Genomic DNA, 18897 nt, shown 5'->3' on the forward strand with positions numbered 1-18897 from the left:
AGTCTCGTGGGCTCGGCTTGCTCATTACCGGAGGAAGCGGACGAGCGCGTAAAGCCGTGTCGTCATCGCCGCTCGCCGCCGGCGCTCCGCGGGTAACCGGCGCCCGCGAGGACCGCCGCGCCCCCGATCCCCGCGCCGACGGCGTTGACGGCGGCGTCCCCCCACGCGAACGACCGCCAGGCGATCGGCGCCTGGACGAGTTCGACGCCGAAGCCGACGGCGACGGCGACGCCGATGCCGACCGCGGCCGCCGCGACCGATTCTCGTCCCGATCCGATCGCTGCTCGGGTCGCCAGCGCGGCGAGGACGGCGTACCCGACGAGGTGGAACGGGGTCGTGAACCCGATCCACGCGGGAAGCGCGACCCCCGAACCGCCGCTCCCGGACCCGACAGCCGGGACCGGGACGAGCGACGCGATGACGACGAGCGCTGCGAACGCGGCGGTGGACCGCCACGAGCCGCCGAGCCGCTTTCGACCGTGGCGGTCTCGCTTCCGCCGTGTGGCCGCGTCGTCGGAGTCGTTCACGCTTTCGGCTCGGTCCCGATCGGGTTAATCCCTTCTCGACGCCGTCGCGGCCGACCGCCCCCAGAGCATCGATCCGCCGACCGAACACGCACCGCAGCCGGGAGGAGGACCGGATCTTCCCGACGCGCTGTAACCGATCTTGGTTGCGTGACCGAATTAACAACTAACACGGTACGGCCCTAATATAATGAAAGAGCATTACATGACTGAAATGGGCGGCTACAGAGACCGAGTTGCACAGATCGATCTCGGGGATGGAACGGTCGAGTACCGCGGGATCGACGACGACGACGCCAAGAAGTACATCGGCGCGCGCGGGCTCGGCGTGAAGTACGTCTTCGACAAGGGGCCCGACGTGGACCCGCTGGGGCCGGAGAACCGACTGGCGTTCATGACCGGTCCGCTCACGGGCACCCAAACCGTGATGAGCGGTCGGATCGCCCTGGTGACGAAGTCCCCGCTGACGGGGACGGTCACCGACTCCCACCACGGCGGCTGGTCCGGGGCCCGACTCAAATGGTCCGGGCTCGACGGCCTCCTACTGGACGGCGCGAGCGACGAGCCTGTCTACCTGTTCGTCGAGGACGGCGAGGTCGAGGTACGCGACGCCGCCCACCTCTGGGGACAGGGCGTCCACGACACGATCGACCAGATCGGCGAGGAGGTCGACGGGAAGGTCGGTCGGAACGTCTCCGTGATGGCGATCGGGCAGGGCGGCGAGAACGAGGTGCGCTACGGCTGCGTCATCAACGAGGACGACCGCGCCTCGGGTCGCGGCGGCACCGGCGCCGTGATGGGCTCGAAGAACGTGAAGGCCGTCGTCGTCAAGAGCGGCACCGACATGCCGAAGCCGGCCTCCCCGGAGACGTTCCAAGAGGGGTACCAGCAGGCGATGGAGGTCATCCGCGAGTCCGACGTGACCGCGCCCAACGAGGGCGGGCTCTCGATGTACGGCACCAACGTCCTGATGAACGCGACGGAGGAGATGGACGGCCTCCCGACGAAGAACGCGAAGTACACCTCGACGGAGGCGTACCACGACGCCGAGGGCACCGACATCGAGGCGGAGCGCGTCTCCGGCGAGAACGTCCGCGAGAACATCCTCGTCGACGAGCCGACCTGTCACTCCTGTCCGGTCGCGTGTAAGAAGGAGGTCGACGTCGACGTCACGCACAAGGGCGAGGACATGAACGTCCGCACCGAGTCGTACGAGTACGAGTCCGCGTGGGCGCTCGGGCCGAACTCCGGCCACTCCGACCGCGACGAGATCGCGCTGATGCTCCAGCGCTGTAACGACCTCGGCATCGACACCATCGAGGCCGGCAACATGATGGCGATGGCGATGGAGATGAGCGAAGAGGGGAAACTCGACGACGTCGGCCACCTCGACTGGGGCGACTCCGAGACGATGATCGATCTCCTCGACGAGATCGGCCACCGCTCCTCGGACCTCGGCGACCTCCTCGCGGAGGGGCCCGAGCGCATCGCCGACGCGAAGGACGCCCACGGCAACAAGCTCTCGGTCAAGGGCCAGACGATGGCCGCCTACGACCCGCGCTGTATGAAGGGGATGGGGATCGCGTACGCGACCTCCAACCGCGGCGCCTGCCACCTGCGCGGCTACACGCCGGCCGCCGAGATTCTCGGCATTCCGGAGAAGGTCGATCCGTACGAGTGGGAGGGCAAAGGCGAGCTCACCGCCACCTTCCAGGACCTGCACGCCGTCTCCGACTCCTTCGACATCTGCAAGTTCAGCGCGTTCGCGGAGGGGATCGAGGAGTACGTGCTCCAGTACAACGGCATGACCGGCCGCGACGTCACCGAAGACGAGCTGTTCGAGGCCGGCGAACGGGTGTACAACCTCGAGCGCTACTACAACAACCTCGTCGGCTTCGACGGTGCCGACGACACCCTGCCGAACCGCTTCATCGACGGGCACCCGGACGCCGTCCCCGGCACGGGCGCCAGCGAGGGGCAGCTCTGCGAGCTCGACGAGATGAAGGCGGAGTACTACGAGACCCGCGGCTGGGTCGACGGCGTCGTCCCCGACGAGAAGCTCGAAGCGCTCGGGATCGACATCGGCCCCGGCACCGGCGTCTCCGCCGGCGACTCCGCGGCTCCCGCCGACGACTGACGACGGTCGCGTCGCCGCCGCCGCTCCGTTTCGCGCCCGTTTTTAGTATCTCGCCCCGATAGCGGAGGGTATGCCGCACGACCCGCTCTCGCCCTCCGACGCCCTTCGAACGCCCATCGGCGCGGCGTTGGCCGCCCTCTCCCTCCTCGCGCTCACGTACTCGGTCGTGATCGTCGCAGAACTCCTCCTCGGCGTGCTGATCGGCGTGGGTCTACCGGTCGGACTCTACCTCAGCTACCGGACGCTCGCCGTCTTCGACTCGATCGCCGACGCCGCCCAACGGGTGGCCGACACCCGCGAGCGCGAAGCCGACGGCGCGTCCCGGGTCGGCTCCGCGACCGAGCGCGAACCCGACTCCGACCGCGACTCCGCCCCGTCGCCGCCGTCGGACCGGGTCAGGGAGCGCGAGCGATAGGGCGCGACCGCCCGTCGATTCGGTCTCCGATTCGCTTCCCGCTCAGAACTCGAAGCCGACGGCGTCGCGGTGGGGCCGAATCGGACTCATCGGGTACGGCGGCGACGCCTCGGGGTCGTTGAACGGCCGAGGGGCCACGTCGTTCGGTCCGTCCGGGTAGAAGAGCGCCGCGAGCGTCTGGATCGCGGTCCGGCCGCTGGCGAGTTCGAACTGACCGCCGCCGTACAGGTCGATCCCCTCCGACCGACAGTGCGCGATCGTCTCGAACAGCGATTCGAGCGTCCCGAACCGGGAGGGCTTGATGTTACACCACCCCGGCTCGACGGGGAGCGATTCGAGGCTCTCGACCCCGTCGATCGGGTAGTCGAAGGAGAGTCGGTCGGCCTGCGGCTCAACGAGCGGGCGCGTCTCGGGCGTGAACCCGGGGTCCTCCACGACCGCGGCCGGGAACGCGGCGAACACGTCGCGGTACAGCTCGGGGTCGGGCTCGACGTCGACGTCCGTGTCCTCGTACCACCCTTTCAGATCGAGGATCCGGACCGCGTCGGTTTCTCTGAGCGTGACGAACGCCTCCTCCGGCCAGTCGGGCGTCGGGTCGAGCTTGAACTCCAGGTCGTCGTCGAGCGCGAGGAGCTCTTCGACCCGGTCGGTCGTCGGCGGCTCCCCGAGGCGCGTCGAGACGACGAACCGGACCGGCTCGGGCTCGATCCCGAGCCGCTCGCCGAGCGACACTCCACGCTGTCGGAGCGCGAGATCGAGCGCGGCGCTCTCGACCGCCCATCGCCTGTAGTTGCGGAAGTACGCTCGTTCGGGGGGTTTGTGCGCGAACAGGTCGATCTCGTCGAGGCGCGCCGACAGCTCGTCGATGGTCCACTCCCCCTCGATGTCGATGGGGTCGGTCCCGACCAGCGCGGCGTGGTCCTCGGTCTCGTACGTCACGTCCTCGCCGCGTCCGACGACGCCGTCGCCGGCGAGGCGGAACTCGGTGGTCGTTCGCTCGAACCCGCTCGTGGTCTCGCCGGTGTACCGGCGGCGCTCAACCGACTCGATGGTCACGGTGAGGTCCGCGATCCGCTCGTACGCGCTCATGCCCGACCCGACGGTCCGGGAGGACTTAAACGGGGGACGCCGCTGGCGGCGTCAGGCCGTCTCTCCGGATCGGCGCCGGAGCGTGGCGACCCGCGTCGCGAGCGCCCAGAACAGGGGGATCACGGTGAGCGCGACCGCGCCGGCCGCCGCGACCTGCAACACGGTCGTCGTGAACCACGGCTCGGCGTCGGCGTATGGGATCGAGGTGTGGGTCACTTCGCCGATCACCGGGACGAAGTAGTCCATCAACAGGTCGACCGTGTACCACGCGGTCGCGACGCCGACCGCCTTCAGCGGGAAGTCGGTGATCCGGTGGAGCACGAACGCCTGCACGACCATCCCGAGGTGGCTCACGAAGAGGAACGCGTACATCGCGGGGCCGGAGTTCGCGAGGAACGCCGGCCAGAAGACGACGAGGACGTACGGGGTCCAGAGCCCGAGCTTGATGTTCCCGAAGAAGGCGAGCGTCGCGAGCGTGTCGCTCGAGCGGCCGACCCCCCACGCCGCGAGCGCGAGCGCGATCAGCAGCGTCGCGCCCGGACTGTCGGGGATGAACGGCCACATCTCGACCGGAAGCTCGCGGAACTGGAACCGGTAGTACCAGAAGCCGAACGCGGTGCCGAGCAGGTTGATGGCGACGATCACCCAGATCAGCCGGAAGGCGATGTCCTCCAGCGGCTTCGGGAGCGGGGCGAGCCACCGCGGCAGCGACTCGCGGTCCGGGGGATCGCGGCCGAGCGCGCCGACGATATCCATACGGTCGGCTCGGACCGGGCGGTCAAAGCCGTGGCGGTCGCGGAGCGGACGGCCGCGAAGCGACGGCGGCCGCGGGGCGGTCGGTCGCGGAGCGGGCAACTCCGGACGAAAAGGGCTATGCGTCCCCGGCGGGAAGGCGACGGTATGCGCCCGCGAACGCTGCTCGCGCTGCTCCTCGTCGTCCCCCTCGTGGACGCGCTGTTCCTGATCGTCGTCGCGACGCGGCTGGGGTGGGCGGTCACGGTCGCGCTCGTCGTGTTGACGGCCGTCCTCGGGATGCTCCTCCTCCGCGCCGAGGGGCGCGCGACGCTCGCACGGGTTCAGCGCAAGCTGGCCCGCGGCGAGCCACCGACCGACGAACTGCTCGACGGTGGCCTCCTGATCGCCGCCGGCGCGTTCCTGCTCACGCCGGGACTCGTCACCGACGCGGTCGGCTTCCTGCTCGCGCTCCCGCTCTCGCGGGTTCCGATCCGGATGGCCCTCAAAAAATACGTGGTCATCCCGTACCTCGACAGCGAGACCAACGGCTTCACCACCGGCAACGTCTACATCGGGGGGTTCCCCGGCGGCGACGGTGACGGTGACGGCGCCGGTGCCGGGTTCACGATGGGCGGCGGCGCGTTCGGGGGGAACTTCGACGCCGACGATTTCGACGGCGACGGCTTCGACGAGGGTCAGTTCGACGGCACCGACGACTTCAACGGCCAGCGGTCCGCCGGTGACGGCGCCGGGAGCGACTCCGACGGCGACCGCTTCGACGACCCGGACCACGCGGACGACGTCGTCGACGTGGACTTCACAGTCGAAGACGAGGAGACCGATCGAACCGACTGAGGCGCCGCCGTTCGCGGGCTGTCCCCGCCGCGTGAGCCGTTTCTCCCGTGATCGAAAACCGGCTGACTGCGGTCGATTCGCGAAAGGAAACCCTTAAAATCCTACCAGCGCAACGATTGAATGCGCTCACCTGGGCCAATAGCTCAGTCAGGTTGAGCGCTCGGCTGATAACCGGGAGGTCCACGGTTCAAATCCGTGTTGGCCCACCTACAACGTCCACGGTCTTTGGCCGTGGCGTGTTAGGGGCCGGGAACTCCCCAGCCACCTAATTCGGTTGTTCTACTCCACTAGAGACTCCGCTAGCGTGTCTCGTTCGTGTAGGAATCACGTCGGTAGTCTCGGTCGCCTTCCGTCGGCGGTACCGATGTGACCTCGGAGCGGGGGTACTCAGATCTCACCGTCGCCGGAGCAACTGCGCCCAGTGTGACGCACACGCCCCGAGCGACGTCCGGTGTACTCTGGGAGACTTCGGATGGCTGTCCGCGGCTTGTGTGATAGCCGGCAGTCACCGATGCTTGTCGATCCACCCTGTCGTCGGGCTCCGTCTCTTTGAGCCCCCTCGAAGGTGAGAGTAAGCCGAACGTTTCGGAGATCCTGACGGCTGGTTCCGCGATGATTCAGCAGTTCGGTACCAGTCGTTGGTTGGGTACAGCGAGAAAATAAAAAAGCGACCGCGACGGAAACGCTAACTTAGTTACTGAAGTCGACGGTCTGCTGGAAGATCGTGTTCCCACTCGGGTCGTGGATGATGCGAACCGTCTGTTCACTGCTGTAAGTGTCCGCACTCACGTTTGCCTCCCTACTCTGTCCGGTCTGCCAACTACCCCCGTTAAACGGGGTATCTGTTCTGTTACCGGCAACGGAGACGCTCAGATCGTTGGCTTCGATCGACTGACCGCCCGTTTTCGTGAACGTGATGTTATTATTGCTCACACCGTCCACGGTGAACGACGCCTGCGGTGCAGTATCGTTCAGCGAGTCGCCGAGTCCGAGCACGAACGTCCCGATGACGGCGGCCAGGATTACGGTAATTGCGACCATGAGGATGACCCCGATAACGGGACTCACACCACGGTCGTCCTTGCTGAATAGCTTGCTTGATTTCATGTTTGAACCCAGCTGGGGCCGAGGCGCGATCCCGAATCTCTGTGGGGACGCGTCCGTCGGGTCACTGGCTAGTTTAGCTTAAGTCACTCTGATATTTATAAACGTTGACCCAAATCTCATAGGTGAAAACCCACCAACCGTATTCATCGGCGATCCGGTTACATCGGCGTAATATCTCTGCGGCCTAACTCTCGTCCGGACCTGTGAGGGGCCGAGTGTCTCCTGACTCTTCGTTCGTGTCGAGAACTCGAACCGTAGCGGTCGCTCGGAGGTGAAGGTGCTTGCGCTCACCGGCGAACGCGGGGCCCTACGATGTCGATCGGCGCCGGGATCGTCGCTCGTTGTATTCGCCTTGCTGGTGGGGCGACTCAGGCCCGAACGTCGATATCCGCGAGTTCCCGCGCGAGGTGCTCGGCGATCGACACGTCCGCCTCCTCGACGAAGCGCGCGACCTCCTCGCCGCCGGCGGTCTCGACGACGACCGTCGGGATCAGCCGGATGTCGTACTCGTCGACGCCCTCGCCCTCCTTGCCGTTCGGCCCCTTCGTCACCGGGAAGTCCTCGATCCGGTCGTCGGGGACGCCGGCCGCGTCGAGCGCCGCGCCGAAGTCCGGGAGCTGTCGTTGGCAGTCGCCACACCAGTCGCCGCCCCACACCTTGAACCGGTAGTCGTCGGCCGCGAGCGCGTCCAGTACGGCGGGGTCGATCTCGTCGGCGTCGCCGGCGTCGGGAGCGAGCGTTTCGAGGGTCATACGCCGTGGTACGCCGGCGACGCATGTAAACGCCGCGTCGGTGGCAACGGGTCGGCCCGCCCTCGCCGGACACGACTCGCCGGACACGACTCGCCGGAGTCCGCTGGGCATTTGGGTGCCGCCCCCGTGGGTCGCCCATGGACGATGACGTGTTGGACGGGCTCGGATCGCCGCTCGTGCGAGTCGACTCGCCGTCGGAGACGACCGTGGCGGCGAAGGTCGAGTCGCGCAATCCGGGCGGCTCCGCGAAGGACCGCCCGGCGCTGTACATGGTCGAGGCCGCCGAGGAGGCCGGCGAGCTGACGCCCGGCGACGGGATCGTCGAGCCCACCTCCGGCAACACGGGGATCGGGCTGGCGATGGTCGGCGCGGTGAAGGGGTACGACGTGACGCTCGTGATGCCGGACGGGAAGTCGATCGAGCGACGGCGGCTCATGCGCGCGTACGGCGCCGACGTGGATCTCGTCGACGGCGACATCTCCGACGCCAAGGACCGCGCCGACGCGCTCGAACGCGACGAGGGGATGGTCCAGCTCCGGCAGTTCGACAACCCCGCGAACCCGCTGGCCCACTACGAGACCACCGGCCCGGAGATTCTCGATCAGGTGGCCGACCGCACCGTCGACGCCCTCGTCGCGGGCGTCGGCACCGGCGGCACGCTCACCGGGATCGGGCGGCGGCTCCGCGAGGCGTTTCCCGACGTGCGGATCGACGCGGTCGAGCCGAGCGACAACGCCGTCATCTCCGGCGGCGAGCCCGGTGTCGACGAGTTCCAGGGGATGGGTCCGGGGTTCGTCTCGCCGAACCTCGACACCGACCTGATCGACCACGTGCACACGGTCGACATCGAGAGCGCCGAGACCGAGTGTCGCCGGCTCGCCCGCGAGGAGGGGCTGCTCGTCGGCCAGTCCTCCGGCGCCTCCAACCTCGCGGCCAAAAACGTCGCCGCCGAACTCCGGGAGTCGGGCGCGTTCGCCGGTGATGAGCCGCTCGTCGTCACCGTCTTCTGGGACAGCGGCGAGCGCTATCTCACCGCCGGTACCTTCGACGAATAGGCGCCACTCCACCGTCTTAGCCCCCCGTCAGTGACCGATCGCGAGGTGGCTCTGTAGAGTTGTACAACATTTATCTGTTGACAGGTGTCACTCCGGATGTGGATTCCGTCGCGTCGCCCTCCGCCCCGACGGGTGGGATCGAACGCCTGTCGGCTTGCACTCCCCCTGCCGCAGCGCTCCGCGCTCGCGGTCCGTCGCCGCCGTTTCACCATCAGTATCAATGTCACCGCGCCCTCCTGCCGACGATACGGACGAACCGTCATCAGACGAGGACCAATCCGATCGGCCGCCGACCGATCTGACGCAGCGGACTCCGGCTCGGTCGTGGGTTCTGCTCGGTGTCGTCGGACTCGTCATCATCGCGATCGGGTGGTTCTTTCGACCGTGGCTTCACGGCCTCGTCTACACCCTGTACACCACGCCGCTGTTGCTGCTCGGCGTCGCTGCTGGCGCCCTCGCCGCGTGGGCCACCGCACGGTCGGGCGATCGGATTGCGACCGTCGTCAACGCAGTCGCCAGCGACGAGCAGACGATTACGCCGCTCCGTGTCGGGATGGTCACCTTCGTGCTCGTGGCGTTCGCGCTGCTGCCCGTCGCAAACGCGGTGGCCGGCGTGACCCTGAGCGACCAGACGATGGGAGAAACGGCCACCGTTGAGCGACTCGACAACGTCGATGCGGACAACCCGCGGATCGTCACGCGGGCGGTCGCGGATCGGTACGCCTCGAACACGCTCAACCGACCACAGTACCGGGTCGGCGAGACCGACATCAGCGTGGTGAACGGCACGCCCTACTGGGCGGCCCCGCTCGCCCCGGATGGACTGTTCAACATGATCACGAAGGGGCAGCCCGGGACCGTTCTCGTCGACATGACGACACAGGGAGCGAACGTGCGGTCCGTCGACGGCGAACTCGAAACCGGCGTCGGAACCATCTTCTACCGGAACTACCGGTGGGAGCTCCTCAAATCGCAGTCGTACCTCGTCGACTACGGCGACCCTAAGATGGTCGTTCACGACGGCACCCAGTACATCGTCGTCCCCTACTCCGAGCCGCAGTTCCACCTGACGCCGCTTCCGCACTCCACGCCGCGGTGGGGCGGCGTCGCCGTCATCGATCCGAGCGGCTCGATCGATACCCTCTCACCGAGCGAGGCGGCGGACACCCCCGTTCTCGACGACCAGCAGCTGTTCCCGGAAGACCTCGCGCTCCGAGCGGTCGGAGCGACGAAGTACCGCAACGGGATCGTCAACACCTACACGAGCCACGAGGACGAGATCGAGATCGCACCGCTGCCCGGCGACGAGAACGACCAGCCGTTCTTCGTCCTCTCCGAGTCGGGCCCGCAGTACGTCGTCGCCGTCGAGCCCTACGGCGATGCGCAGGGTCTCCAGGAGCTGTGGACGATCGACGGGCAAACGGGCGACTTCGAGCGGTACGTGCCGAGTGACTCGCTGTTCGGTCCGCAGCGAGCGGCGGACCTCGTGCGGCAGTCGGCGCCCCAGACGGACTGGGACCGGTTCGACCCGGCCGAACCGATCCTCACGGTCATCGACGACCGAGAGTACTGGCAGGTGCGCGTCGTCCCCGAAGACAACAGCGGGATCGCGTACGTCGCGTTCGTCGACGCCCGGTCCGGCGATGTCGACTCGTTCGCCGAAACCGACGCGATCACCGCGTTCCTCAGCGGCGAGACGCCCGCCGAGACCCAAACCGAAGCGGGACCGAACGGAACGGATGCGAAGGTCCCCGCGGTCGTCGTCCGACGCGTCGCTGCAAACGGAACGGTGATCGAGACCATGGAGGTGTACGACGACGAATCGGTCGAGGTCCGGACGCCGACGAACGCGTCAGCGTCTGGTACCGGGAACGCCACCACCCGAGCGGTCGCGGGTTAGGCCGCGGCGCGTGGCTCGCCGATTGACGGCGGGTACGCCGTCTCCGAGCACTCAACGGCCCTCGACGACACACCTGATCCGGACGTTGATTACTCTCCGTCCCCCAGATCGGTCGTGAGAACCCATCCCGAATCGTTCTCCGGTGCGCCCGGCCCCGGAGCCGACGCCGACGCGAGCGACCGCCGGTTCGACGGGCCGTGGCTGCGGTTCCTCGCGGTCGCCGCCGCCGGCTGGACGCTCCTCTACGCGATCGACTGGGCGTTGCTCTCGGCAGGCACCCCGACGGGCGCCGCCGTCGCGTTCGCCCACGGCTACCTCCTCGCGCCGCTCGCGACCGCCGCGATCCTCCTCGACGCCCTGTCGCTCGACGAGCGCGGCGTCGCCGACCTCGGGCTCTTCAAATGGCTGTACGCGCTGGTCGCGCTGCTCGCGCCGCCGGTCGCGATCGTCTACTACGCGCACCGCGAGTGGCTGAAGCCGGGGGACCCGTCCCTGCTCGGAGGGCCGTGATGGCGGAGGACGTGGCCGTCGGCACGGTCCGCGACCTCGTCACCGCCTCCGAGAGCGGTGCGCCTCCCGAACTCCGGGACACGGTCGAGGTCCGCCCCCACGGGATCGCGGGAGACCGCTACCACCGCGGTGGGGGCACCTTCCAGCTCGACGCCTGCGCGGTCACGCTCGTCGCCGCCGAGGCGCTCGATGCGGTGCGCGAGGAGACCGGCATCGACGTCTCCGACGGGCGCCACCGACGCAACGTCGTCGTTGCGGGGTTCGGCGCCGGAATGGACGACCTGCTGGACGCGACCGTCGCGGTCGGCGAGGCGCTCCTCCGCCCGACCCGCCGGCGCCCGCCCTGTGCCCACGTCGAGGAGCTAGCGGGTGCGGACGGGCTCGCCGCGGCGCTCAAACGGCGCGGCGGGCTCTGCTGTGACGTGCTCGAACCCGGTCGCGTCGCGGTCGGCGATCGGGTCGAACTGCGGGAGGCCGACCCCCGGACCGCGGGCGCAGCGATCGCGGAGCGACTGCAGTCGCGCTCGGCGGACGGGACCCGCTCCGCCGATTCGGACGAGTCGACCCGTTCCGACCCGCACGGGGAGTAGGCGCCGGCGTCACCGGCCGGAACCGAAAGCATTGAGCCCGGACCGGCCGGACGAAACGACAGTGACGGTCGGATGAGCTGGCAGTACCGGCACACGGTGCTGTCGCTGTGTATGCTCGCCTTCCTCGTGACGTACTTCGCCCGGCTGGCTATCAGCCCCGTCGTCCCGCTGATCGTCGACGACTTCGCGGTGTCGAACACCGCCATCGGAGTCGCGCTCTCGGGGATGTGGCTGGCGTACGGCGCGGCCCAGTTCCCGAGCGGCGTGCTCGCGGACCGACACGGCGAGCGACTCGTGATCCTGGTCGCCGTCGGCGGCACCGCGGCGATGAGCGTCGTGCTCGCGCTCGCGCCCGTCTTCCCCGCGTTCGTGCTGGCGGCGGTGCTGTTGGGGCTCGTCGCCGGACTCCACTACGCGGTGGCGACGACGCTGCTCTCCCGGACCTTCGACGACCTCGGGACCGCGATCGGGCTCCACTCGGTCGGCGGCCCCCTCGCCGGGCTCGTGGCCCCCGTCGCCGCCGCGTGGGTCGGGGTCCGGTTCGGGTGGCGCCCCGCGGTCGCGCTGGCCGCGCTGGTCGGCGTGCCGGTGTTCCTGCTGTTCGCGTGGCGCGTGCGCCCGACGGAGCCGCGGCGCCCGGACCAGCCGATGCGGGAGCGGTTCGCGCTCGCGCCGCTCGTCGAACTCCTCTCGCGCCCCAGCGTCCTCCTCCCGCTGTTCGTCGCGATGACCGGGACGTACGTGGTCCAAGGCGTGATGTCCTTTCTCCCGACGTTCCTCGTCGAGTTCCGCGGCTACTCGCCGTCGCTCGCCGCCGGGGTGTTTTCGGCGTTCTTCGTCGTCCGCGCCGTCGCGCAGGTCGGGCTCGGACGGCTGTCGGACCGGGCGGGCCGCGACGTCGCTATCGGCTCGGCGATGCTGGCGGGCGCGGTCGGGATCGCCGCCTTCGTCTTCGGTCCGGGACTCGCCGGCGTCGCGGTCGCGGTGCTGCTGGCCGGCTCCGGCGCCAGCTTCTTCTCGGCGATCGATCCGCGGTTCATGGACGCGCTGAGCGACGCGGAGCGCGGCGCCGGGTTCGGGCTCGTCCGGACGGTTTACACCGTGATCGGCTCCGCGGGCTCGTTCGGGGTCGGGCTCGCCGCCGACCTGTTCGGGTGGGGCGTCTCCTTCGGGATCTTGGCGGTGTTGTTCGGGACCACGTTCGCCGCGCTCGTCGCGAACTGGGCGCTCGGGACGGGATACTGACCCGGTACGCGCCGGTCTGAGCGCCGGTACGCGACCGGCCTGAATGTCGGGACACCCCCGGCCGAACACCCGTGCGACGGCGTCGCACGCGACCCGAAACTACGAGTCGATCCGGGACGAATCCCGGCTGTGCACGACTACCACGTCCATTCGAACTACTCGGACGGCGCGTTTCTCCGCCGGATGGTGGACGCCGCCGCCGAGGCGGGAGTCGACGGGGTTGGGATCGCCGACCACTGCAACGTCTCGCCCGACCCGAGCGCGGAGCGGTTCAAGCGCGCGCTCGGCTTCAACCTCGACCTGACGTACGAGCGGCGGCGCGAGGCGATCGAGGCGCTCCGCGGGGACCCCGCCGTCGAGGTCGACGTGTTCGACGCCGTGGAGATGGACTACGATCCGGACCACGAGGCGGCGATCGCCGACTTCCTCGGCGAGGCCGGGTTCGACTACGCGATCGGGAGCGTCCACGACCTCGACGGCGCGAACGTCCACACGCGCTCGCACTTCGCCGACAAGCCGGCGGGGGAACGGCGGGCGCTCGTCGACCGGTACTTCGAGAAGCTGGTCGCGCTGGTCGACGCCGAGCTGTTCGCGATCGCCGCGCACCCGGACCTGATCGAGCGCAATCCCCACCTCCGCGGGTTCGCGACCGAAGACCACTACGCGGCGGTCGTCGAGGCGTTCCGCGACTCGCGGACCGTTCCGGAGATCAACGCCGGCCGCCTGCTCGACGACTACGGTGAGTTCCACCCGGCGCCCGCCTTCCTCGACCGGCTCGCCGACGCCGGCCTCCGGGTGAGCGTCGGAACCGACAGCCACGACCCGGATGTCATCGCGCCCCGGATCGACGAGATCGAAGCGGAACTCGATCGCCGCGGGCTCGACCCCGTGCGGGTGGACGAGGTAGCCGCGGACTGAGCGACGCCTGGGGTTACGCGTCGGTGGTCTCGCCCGGGTGTGCTCGATGGGTGACCGGCCCGCCTGCGCCCGCCCGATCAGTGAACCGTCCGGTCGTCGTCGGTGTCGATCTCCTCGATCGGGTCGGCGTTGCCGAAGTCGGGCGTCGGGCCGTCACCCGGATCCGCCCACTCGACCGCGTTCCGGAGCACCTGCCGCACGTCGTCGTCGTGGTAGATCGGGTACGTCTCGTGTCCGGGGCGGAAGTAGAACACCCGCCCGTTCCCGCGACGGTAACAGCAGCCGGAACGGAACACCTCGCCCCCGGCGAACCAGGAGTTGAACACGAGCGTGTCCGGCGCTGGAACGTCGAACCGCTCGCCGTACATCTCCGTCTCGCCGAGTTCGATGTACTCGCCGATCCCGTCGGCGATCGGGTGACTCGGCTCGACCGCCCACAGTCGCTCGGTCTCGGCGGCCTCCCGCCACTTGAGCGAGCAGCTGGTGCCCATCAGCCGCCTGAAGACCTTCGAGTAGTGTGCTGAGTGGAGCACCAACAGGCCCATGCCGTCGAGGACCCGCTCGTGGACGCGATCGACGACCGCGTCGCGCACCTCGTCGTGGGCCGCGTGCCCCCACCACGTGAGCACGTCCGTGTCGTCCAGCACGTCCTGGGTGAGCCCGTGGTCCGGCCCCGCGTCGAGTGTCGCGGTGCGGACCTCGTGACCGGCCCCGCGGAGCGCGTCCGCGATGACCGCGTGGATCCCGTCGGGGTACACGTCGGCGACCGCGTCGCTCTCGCGTTCGTGCCGATACTCGTTCCAGACCGTGACGCGTGCCATGCGTTCGCTCCCCGCCGAACCGACTTGTAGGCTCGTATCGGCGCCGAACGACCGGAACACCCGCGGCGGGCCGGTGATCGAGAACGCGGGCCCTCAGAGGCGACCCCTCGGGGGCCGGTGGTGTCGGCTTCGTCGGCTCCCTTCGTCGTCCGCGTCGCTCGCCCCGGCTGTCACGTCACTCTCGCCTCGTCACCCCCGCCCGGTCACTCCTCCGGCCACTTGATCGAACACCCTCGCGAGGGGCGGTCGGGGATGTCGACGGCCTCGCCGGCGAGCACGGCGTCGACGGCGTCGCGGACGTAGTACTCGGTCGGCTCGTCGTCCGGGTTCAGCGCGTCGTCGAGGCGGCCGTGATACCGAAGCCGGAACGCGTCCCCGTCGCGGCCGAACAGGAACGGGTCGGGGGTACACACCGCGCCGTACGCGTCCGCGACCTCGCCCGTCTCGTCGCGGAGGTACGCGTCGTACGCGATCGTCCCGTCGGCGACGCGGTCGCGCATCGCCTCGAAGGAGTCGTCGGGGTACTCGTCGGCGTCGTTCGGATTGATTCCAACGACCGCCAGATCCTCGTACTCGGTCGCCAGATCGTTGAGGAGGTCGAACTTCGCCTGCGCGTACGGGCAGTGGTTACACGTGAACACCACGAGCAGGGCGTCCGCGTCGAACGAGTCGAGCGTGTACGTCTCGCCGTCGGTGCCGGGTAGCTCGAACGGCGGCGCGGCGTCGCCGCGATCGAGGTCCGAGTCGGATTCCGTTGCGACCATACGCGCCCCTTCGGGTGCCGGCCGCAAAACCGTTCCGCGGAACCGTTCCGCGAGGCCGACTCCCTGAGGTGTTCAGCGGCCTGCCCCGCCCCACCGTGCGGCGGCTCCCGCCGCGATGTGGGCGACGACGACAGCGCTCAGCACGCATCCCGCGACGACGGCGCACACCGCGATCGCGAGAGACCACTCTCGGAGCACCCGGCCCGTCGACCGGATCGCGGCGAGGGTCGCGACCGCGAGGAGCGCGCCGAGGGTGACGCCCGGGATGAGCACCGGGGACGAGGGTCCCTGCGGCGCAGAGCCGGTTCGATCGCGTCCCGCTCCTCGTCGGGAGCGGGAGCGTTCCCGAGCGTCCGGTCCCCGCCGTCGCTCCGGCGCGTATCGCCCCCGGTCTGCCGGATCGTCTCGCGGTCGCATGGGGCGGGTGGCCGCGGCATCGGTCCTAAATCGTCACCTCGTCGCGTTCGGACCACCCCGCGCCCGCCCGAAACCGGCCTGAGTCGTCGTCACGATCGCGGCACCCGACGCCCGGCCGCCGACGGTTCGCGATCACCGGTGACTCGTGGGTTTTAGGGTGGGGAACTCGTACCACGGGTATGTCCACCCGGGAGCCGTCATACCGAACGCTCCGGCTGCTGTGCGCGAATGCGGTCGGCATGGCCGGGTTTCTGCTCGCGTTCGCCGTCGCCGGGGAGTTCGCCGTCGCGCTCGTCGCGGCGCTTCTCATGGCGGCGATCGGGTACGCCGCGTCCAGCGCCGTCGTCGCGTACGCGTCGGCGTGACGGACGAGGCGCGAAATCTAAAATGGAAATAATTACTATATCACCTATTCGATGCGTAAACGGATGACGACACGGGACGGTCACAGGACGGACGCGCTCGCGGCGGACCTACAGTCAGATCCGGTGCGGGTGCTGCTCGTCGCCGATCGCCCGGAGGTGGGGGACCGTGCGGCGACGGCCATCGAAACTCACGCCGACCGGTTCGCGGTGACGACAGCCGCCGACGCGGCCGAGGGCCTCAGTGTCATCGACTCGGGCGAAGTCGACTGCGTCGTCAGCGGCTACGACCTGCCTGGAATGGACGGCGTGGAGTTCCTCAGAACCGTCCGGGACCGAGTCGGCGACCTCCCGTTTCTGCTGTTCACGGCCCACGGATCGGAGGCCGTCGCGAGCGAGGCGATCGCCGCGGGCGTCGACGAGTACCTGCCGGTGGGCGGTGGCACCGACGGCTCCGCCGACCCTGCCCCTCTCGACACCAGCGATCTCGAGCACGCCGACGGCCCTTACGCGACGCTCGCCTCCCGCATCGCCCGCGCCGTCTCTCGATCGCACACCGAGCGCCGGGTGACCGAGCACCTCGATCGGATGACGGACGCGTTCTGCGGCATCGACGAGTCGTGGCGGCTCACGTATCTCAACGAGCGGGCGGCGGAACTGGTCGAGCGCGACGCCGAGGACCTGCTCGGGGACCGGATCTGGGACCGCTTCCGGGCGCTCCGCGGGACCGAGGTCGAATCGCAGTTCCGCGACGCGATGGCGTCCGGCGAGCCGACCACCTTCGAGTTTCACTTCCCCGGGCCGGACCTCGATCTCGCGATCGACGCGTACCCCTCCGACACCGGCCTGTCGGTGTACTTCCGCGACGTGACCGAGGAACGCGAGCGCGAGCGCGAGCTCCAGGAGCTCTCCGAGCGGTTCCGACTCGCGGTGGAGGGCGCCGACGTCGGGGTCTGGGACTGGGACATCAGGAGCGGCGAGGTGCGGTTCGACGAGCGGTGGGCCGGCATGTTGGGATACGACCGGTCCGAGATCGCCTTCGAGCTCTCGGAGTGGGAAGAGCGTGTCCACCCCGACGACCTCGAGGAGACGTGGGCGGCGCTCGAGGAGCACTTCTCCGAGGAGACGGCGTATTATCAGTGCGACCATCGGATGGAAGCGAAATCTGGCGACTGGAAGTGGATCCGCGACCGCGGGCGCGTCGTCGAGCGCACCGACGACGGGGAGCCGGTTCGCGCCGTCGGGATCCACATCGACGTGACCGAGGAGAAGGAGCGAGAGCGCGACTTGGAGCGCTACCGGCGGATCGTCGACGAGCTCCCCAACTCCGTGGCCCTGTACGACGCCGACCGGCGATTCGCGGTCGTCAACGACCGACTGACGAGGGTGTACGAGACAACTCGCGAGGAGCTCATCGGTCGGCCGAGTCCCCTGTTACAGCAGCTCCGCGAGGACCGAGACGACGACCCGTTCGCGGAGCTGGTCGCGGGAGAGCGCGAGGCGCTGTCCGGAACGGTCGAACTCGACATTCCCGAGCGCTCCGACGCGATCATCGACTTCTCGCTGCGCCGGCTTGCCATCAACGGTGAGTTCGACGGCGTGATCAGCATCACCCGCGACGTGACCGTGGAGCGCCGTCGCCAGCGAGAGCTCGAACGAACCTCCGCGCGGCTGGAGGCCCTCTACGAGGACTCGCCGGACATGATCGACATCCACGACGAGGCGGGCGAGATCGTCGACGCGAACCCGGTGATGGCGGCCGAACTGGGCTACGACCGCGAGGAGATCGTGGGAATGGACGTCTGGGATATCGACGCGGAGCTGGACCAGTCGGAGGGTGTCGACCTCTGGCAGTCCATCGAGATGGGCGAGACGCGCCGGACAGAGACGACGTTCCGACGGGCCGACGACACCACGTTCCCGGTCGAGGTCCAAGTTCGCCGCGTCGACGTTCAGGGCGAGGATCGCTTCCTCGCCACCAGCCGCGACATCTCGGAGCGGAAGGCGTACGAACGCCGGATCGAACGCGAAAACGAGCGGCTCGACGAGTTCGCGAGCATCGTCTCGCACGACCTCCGAAACCCGCTCAACGTGCTCTCCGGATACCTCCGGCTCGCCCGCGAGACCGGCGACGAGTCGTACTTCGACCGCTGTGGGACCGCGCTCGACGAGATGGAGCGGCTGATCGAGGACGTGCTCACGCTCGCCCGACAGGGCGACACCGTCGGCTCGGTCGATCCGGTCCCTCTCGCCGAACTGGCGACCCGACACGCGAACGACGTGCTCGGATCCATCGACGGCTCCGAGAGCGGCGGAGACGGATCTGCGGGGGCGATCGAGGTCGTCGTCGAGACCGAGGGAGAGGTGCTCGCGGACCCCGGGCGGACCAAGCGACTGCTCCAGAACCTCTTCCGAAACGTGGCCGAACACGGCGGGGACCGCGTCGTCGTCGGCGACCTTCCGGACGGGTTCTACATCGAAGACGACGGCCCCGGGGTCCCCGAAGACCGGCGCGAGGAGGTGTTCGAGAGCGGCCACACCACCTCCGAGTCGGGGACCGGATTCGGACTCGCCATCGTCGAGCGCATCGCGGAGGCCCACGGCTGGGACGTGACGCTGACCGAGGGTGACGACGGGGGCGCACGCTTCGAGTTCACGGGCGTCGACCGACCCTGAGGACGCTCCGCGGCGCGGTTCTGCG

At 69.0% G+C, this 18897-nt stretch carries 19 protein-coding genes and 1 tRNA gene; 12 read left to right on the forward strand and 8 right to left on the reverse strand.

Going from position 1 to position 18897, the window contains the following annotated elements; genetic code table 11:
• Positions 1-62: 62 nt before the first annotated feature.
• Complete coding sequence (locus DJ69_RS05035) at positions 63-527, reverse strand: VanZ family protein (protein WP_099254594.1); 465 nt, start codon at positions 525-527, stop codon at positions 63-65.
• 202 nt (positions 528-729) lie between these two features.
• Between DJ69_RS05035 and DJ69_RS05040 the strand changes: the two genes are divergently transcribed.
• Both DJ69_RS05040 and DJ69_RS05045 read left to right on the forward strand, forming a co-directional pair.
• Positions 730-2661, forward strand: coding sequence for an aldehyde ferredoxin oxidoreductase family protein (locus tag DJ69_RS05040; RefSeq protein ID WP_099254656.1), 1932 nt, complete (start codon positions 730-732; stop codon positions 2659-2661).
• Between the two features lie 70 nt (positions 2662-2731).
• Positions 2732-3076, forward strand: a complete 345-nt coding sequence (locus DJ69_RS05045) for a hypothetical protein (protein WP_099254595.1) — start codon at positions 2732-2734, stop codon at positions 3074-3076.
• A 42-nt stretch (positions 3077-3118) separates the two neighbouring features.
• Here DJ69_RS05045 and DJ69_RS05050 read toward each other — a convergent pair whose 3' ends face one another.
• Positions 3119-4165: a hypothetical protein gene (locus tag DJ69_RS05050; protein ID WP_099254596.1), complete on the reverse strand. Its 1047-nt coding sequence runs from the start codon at positions 4163-4165 to the stop codon at positions 3119-3121.
• A gap of 51 nt (positions 4166-4216) precedes the next feature.
• Complete coding sequence (locus DJ69_RS05055; protein WP_099254597.1) at positions 4217-4921, reverse strand: DUF1405 domain-containing protein; 705 nt, start codon at positions 4919-4921, stop codon at positions 4217-4219.
• Positions 4922-5065: 144 nt separating this feature from the next.
• Here DJ69_RS05055 and DJ69_RS05060 point away from each other — a divergent pair, with 144 nt between their 5' ends.
• Positions 5066-5755: an FxsA family protein gene (locus tag DJ69_RS05060; RefSeq protein ID WP_099254598.1), complete on the forward strand. Its 690-nt coding sequence runs from the start codon at positions 5066-5068 to the stop codon at positions 5753-5755.
• A 132-nt stretch (positions 5756-5887) separates the two neighbouring features.
• A tRNA-Ile gene (locus DJ69_RS05065) sits at positions 5888-5961 on the forward strand.
• A gap of 484 nt (positions 5962-6445) precedes the next feature.
• Here the strand turns inward: DJ69_RS05065 and DJ69_RS05070 are convergent.
• Positions 6446-6862, reverse strand: a complete 417-nt coding sequence (locus DJ69_RS05070) for a type IV pilin (RefSeq protein ID WP_099254599.1) — start codon at positions 6860-6862, stop codon at positions 6446-6448.
• A 368-nt stretch (positions 6863-7230) separates the two neighbouring features.
• Positions 7231-7614: a TlpA family protein disulfide reductase gene (locus tag DJ69_RS05075; protein ID WP_099254600.1), complete on the reverse strand. Its 384-nt coding sequence runs from the start codon at positions 7612-7614 to the stop codon at positions 7231-7233.
• Positions 7615-7751: 137 nt separating this feature from the next.
• On the opposite strand from DJ69_RS05075, the gene DJ69_RS05080 reads away from it, so the two are divergent.
• The 6 genes from DJ69_RS05080 (at position 7752) to DJ69_RS05105 (ending at position 13832) form a co-directional block, all read left to right on the forward strand.
• Positions 7752-8669, forward strand: a complete 918-nt coding sequence (locus DJ69_RS05080; protein WP_099254601.1) for a PLP-dependent cysteine synthase family protein — start codon at positions 7752-7754, stop codon at positions 8667-8669.
• A gap of 220 nt (positions 8670-8889) precedes the next feature.
• Positions 8890-10569 carry a hypothetical protein gene (locus DJ69_RS05085; protein ID WP_099254602.1) on the forward strand — a complete coding sequence of 560 codons (1680 nt, stop codon included), beginning with the start codon at positions 8890-8892 and terminating at the stop codon, positions 10567-10569.
• A 114-nt stretch (positions 10570-10683) separates the two neighbouring features.
• A complete protein-coding gene (locus DJ69_RS05090; protein ID WP_099254603.1) occupies positions 10684-11079 on the forward strand; it encodes a hypothetical protein in 396 nt (131 codons plus the stop codon).
• Positions 11079-11669: an MOSC domain-containing protein gene (locus DJ69_RS05095; RefSeq protein ID WP_099254604.1), complete on the forward strand. Its 591-nt coding sequence runs from the start codon at positions 11079-11081 to the stop codon at positions 11667-11669. The genes DJ69_RS05090 and DJ69_RS05095 overlap by 1 nt, the downstream gene beginning before the upstream one ends.
• Before the next feature lie 72 nt (positions 11670-11741).
• Positions 11742-12914 (forward strand): MFS transporter, encoded by a 1173-nt coding sequence (locus DJ69_RS05100; RefSeq protein WP_099254605.1) that lies wholly within the window; start codon positions 11742-11744, stop codon positions 12912-12914.
• Positions 12915-13043: 129 nt separating this feature from the next.
• Positions 13044-13832, forward strand: a complete 789-nt coding sequence (locus DJ69_RS05105; protein ID WP_099254606.1) for a PHP domain-containing protein — start codon at positions 13044-13046, stop codon at positions 13830-13832.
• Between the two features lie 77 nt (positions 13833-13909).
• Here DJ69_RS05105 and DJ69_RS05110 read toward each other — a convergent pair whose 3' ends face one another.
• The 3 genes from DJ69_RS05110 to DJ69_RS17780 form a co-directional block, all read right to left on the reverse strand.
• The gene (locus DJ69_RS05110; protein WP_099254607.1) at positions 13910-14653 is read right to left on the reverse strand and encodes a ThuA domain-containing protein; all 744 of its coding nucleotides are present in this window, start codon (positions 14651-14653) and stop codon (positions 13910-13912) included.
• A gap of 203 nt (positions 14654-14856) precedes the next feature.
• Positions 14857-15417: a thioredoxin family protein gene (locus DJ69_RS05115; protein WP_099254608.1), complete on the reverse strand. Its 561-nt coding sequence runs from the start codon at positions 15415-15417 to the stop codon at positions 14857-14859.
• 72 nt (positions 15418-15489) lie between these two features.
• On the reverse strand, positions 15490-15834 hold the full coding sequence (locus tag DJ69_RS17780; RefSeq protein ID WP_144050388.1) for a hypothetical protein: 345 nt from the start codon (positions 15832-15834) through the stop codon (positions 15490-15492).
• A gap of 179 nt (positions 15835-16013) precedes the next feature.
• On the opposite strand from DJ69_RS17780, the gene DJ69_RS05125 reads away from it, so the two are divergent.
• Both DJ69_RS05125 and DJ69_RS05130 read left to right on the forward strand, forming a co-directional pair.
• Positions 16014-16199 (forward strand): hypothetical protein, encoded by a 186-nt coding sequence (locus DJ69_RS05125; RefSeq protein WP_099254610.1) that lies wholly within the window; start codon positions 16014-16016, stop codon positions 16197-16199.
• A gap of 63 nt (positions 16200-16262) precedes the next feature.
• A complete protein-coding gene (locus DJ69_RS05130) occupies positions 16263-18872 on the forward strand; it encodes a PAS domain S-box protein (RefSeq protein ID WP_099254611.1) in 2610 nt (869 codons plus the stop codon).
• The last annotated feature ends 25 nt before the right edge of the window (positions 18873-18897 follow it).

It is taken from the genome of Halorubrum persicum (assembly GCF_002727125.1).
Lineage (GTDB): Archaea > Halobacteriota > Halobacteria > Halobacteriales > Haloferacaceae > Halorubrum > Halorubrum persicum.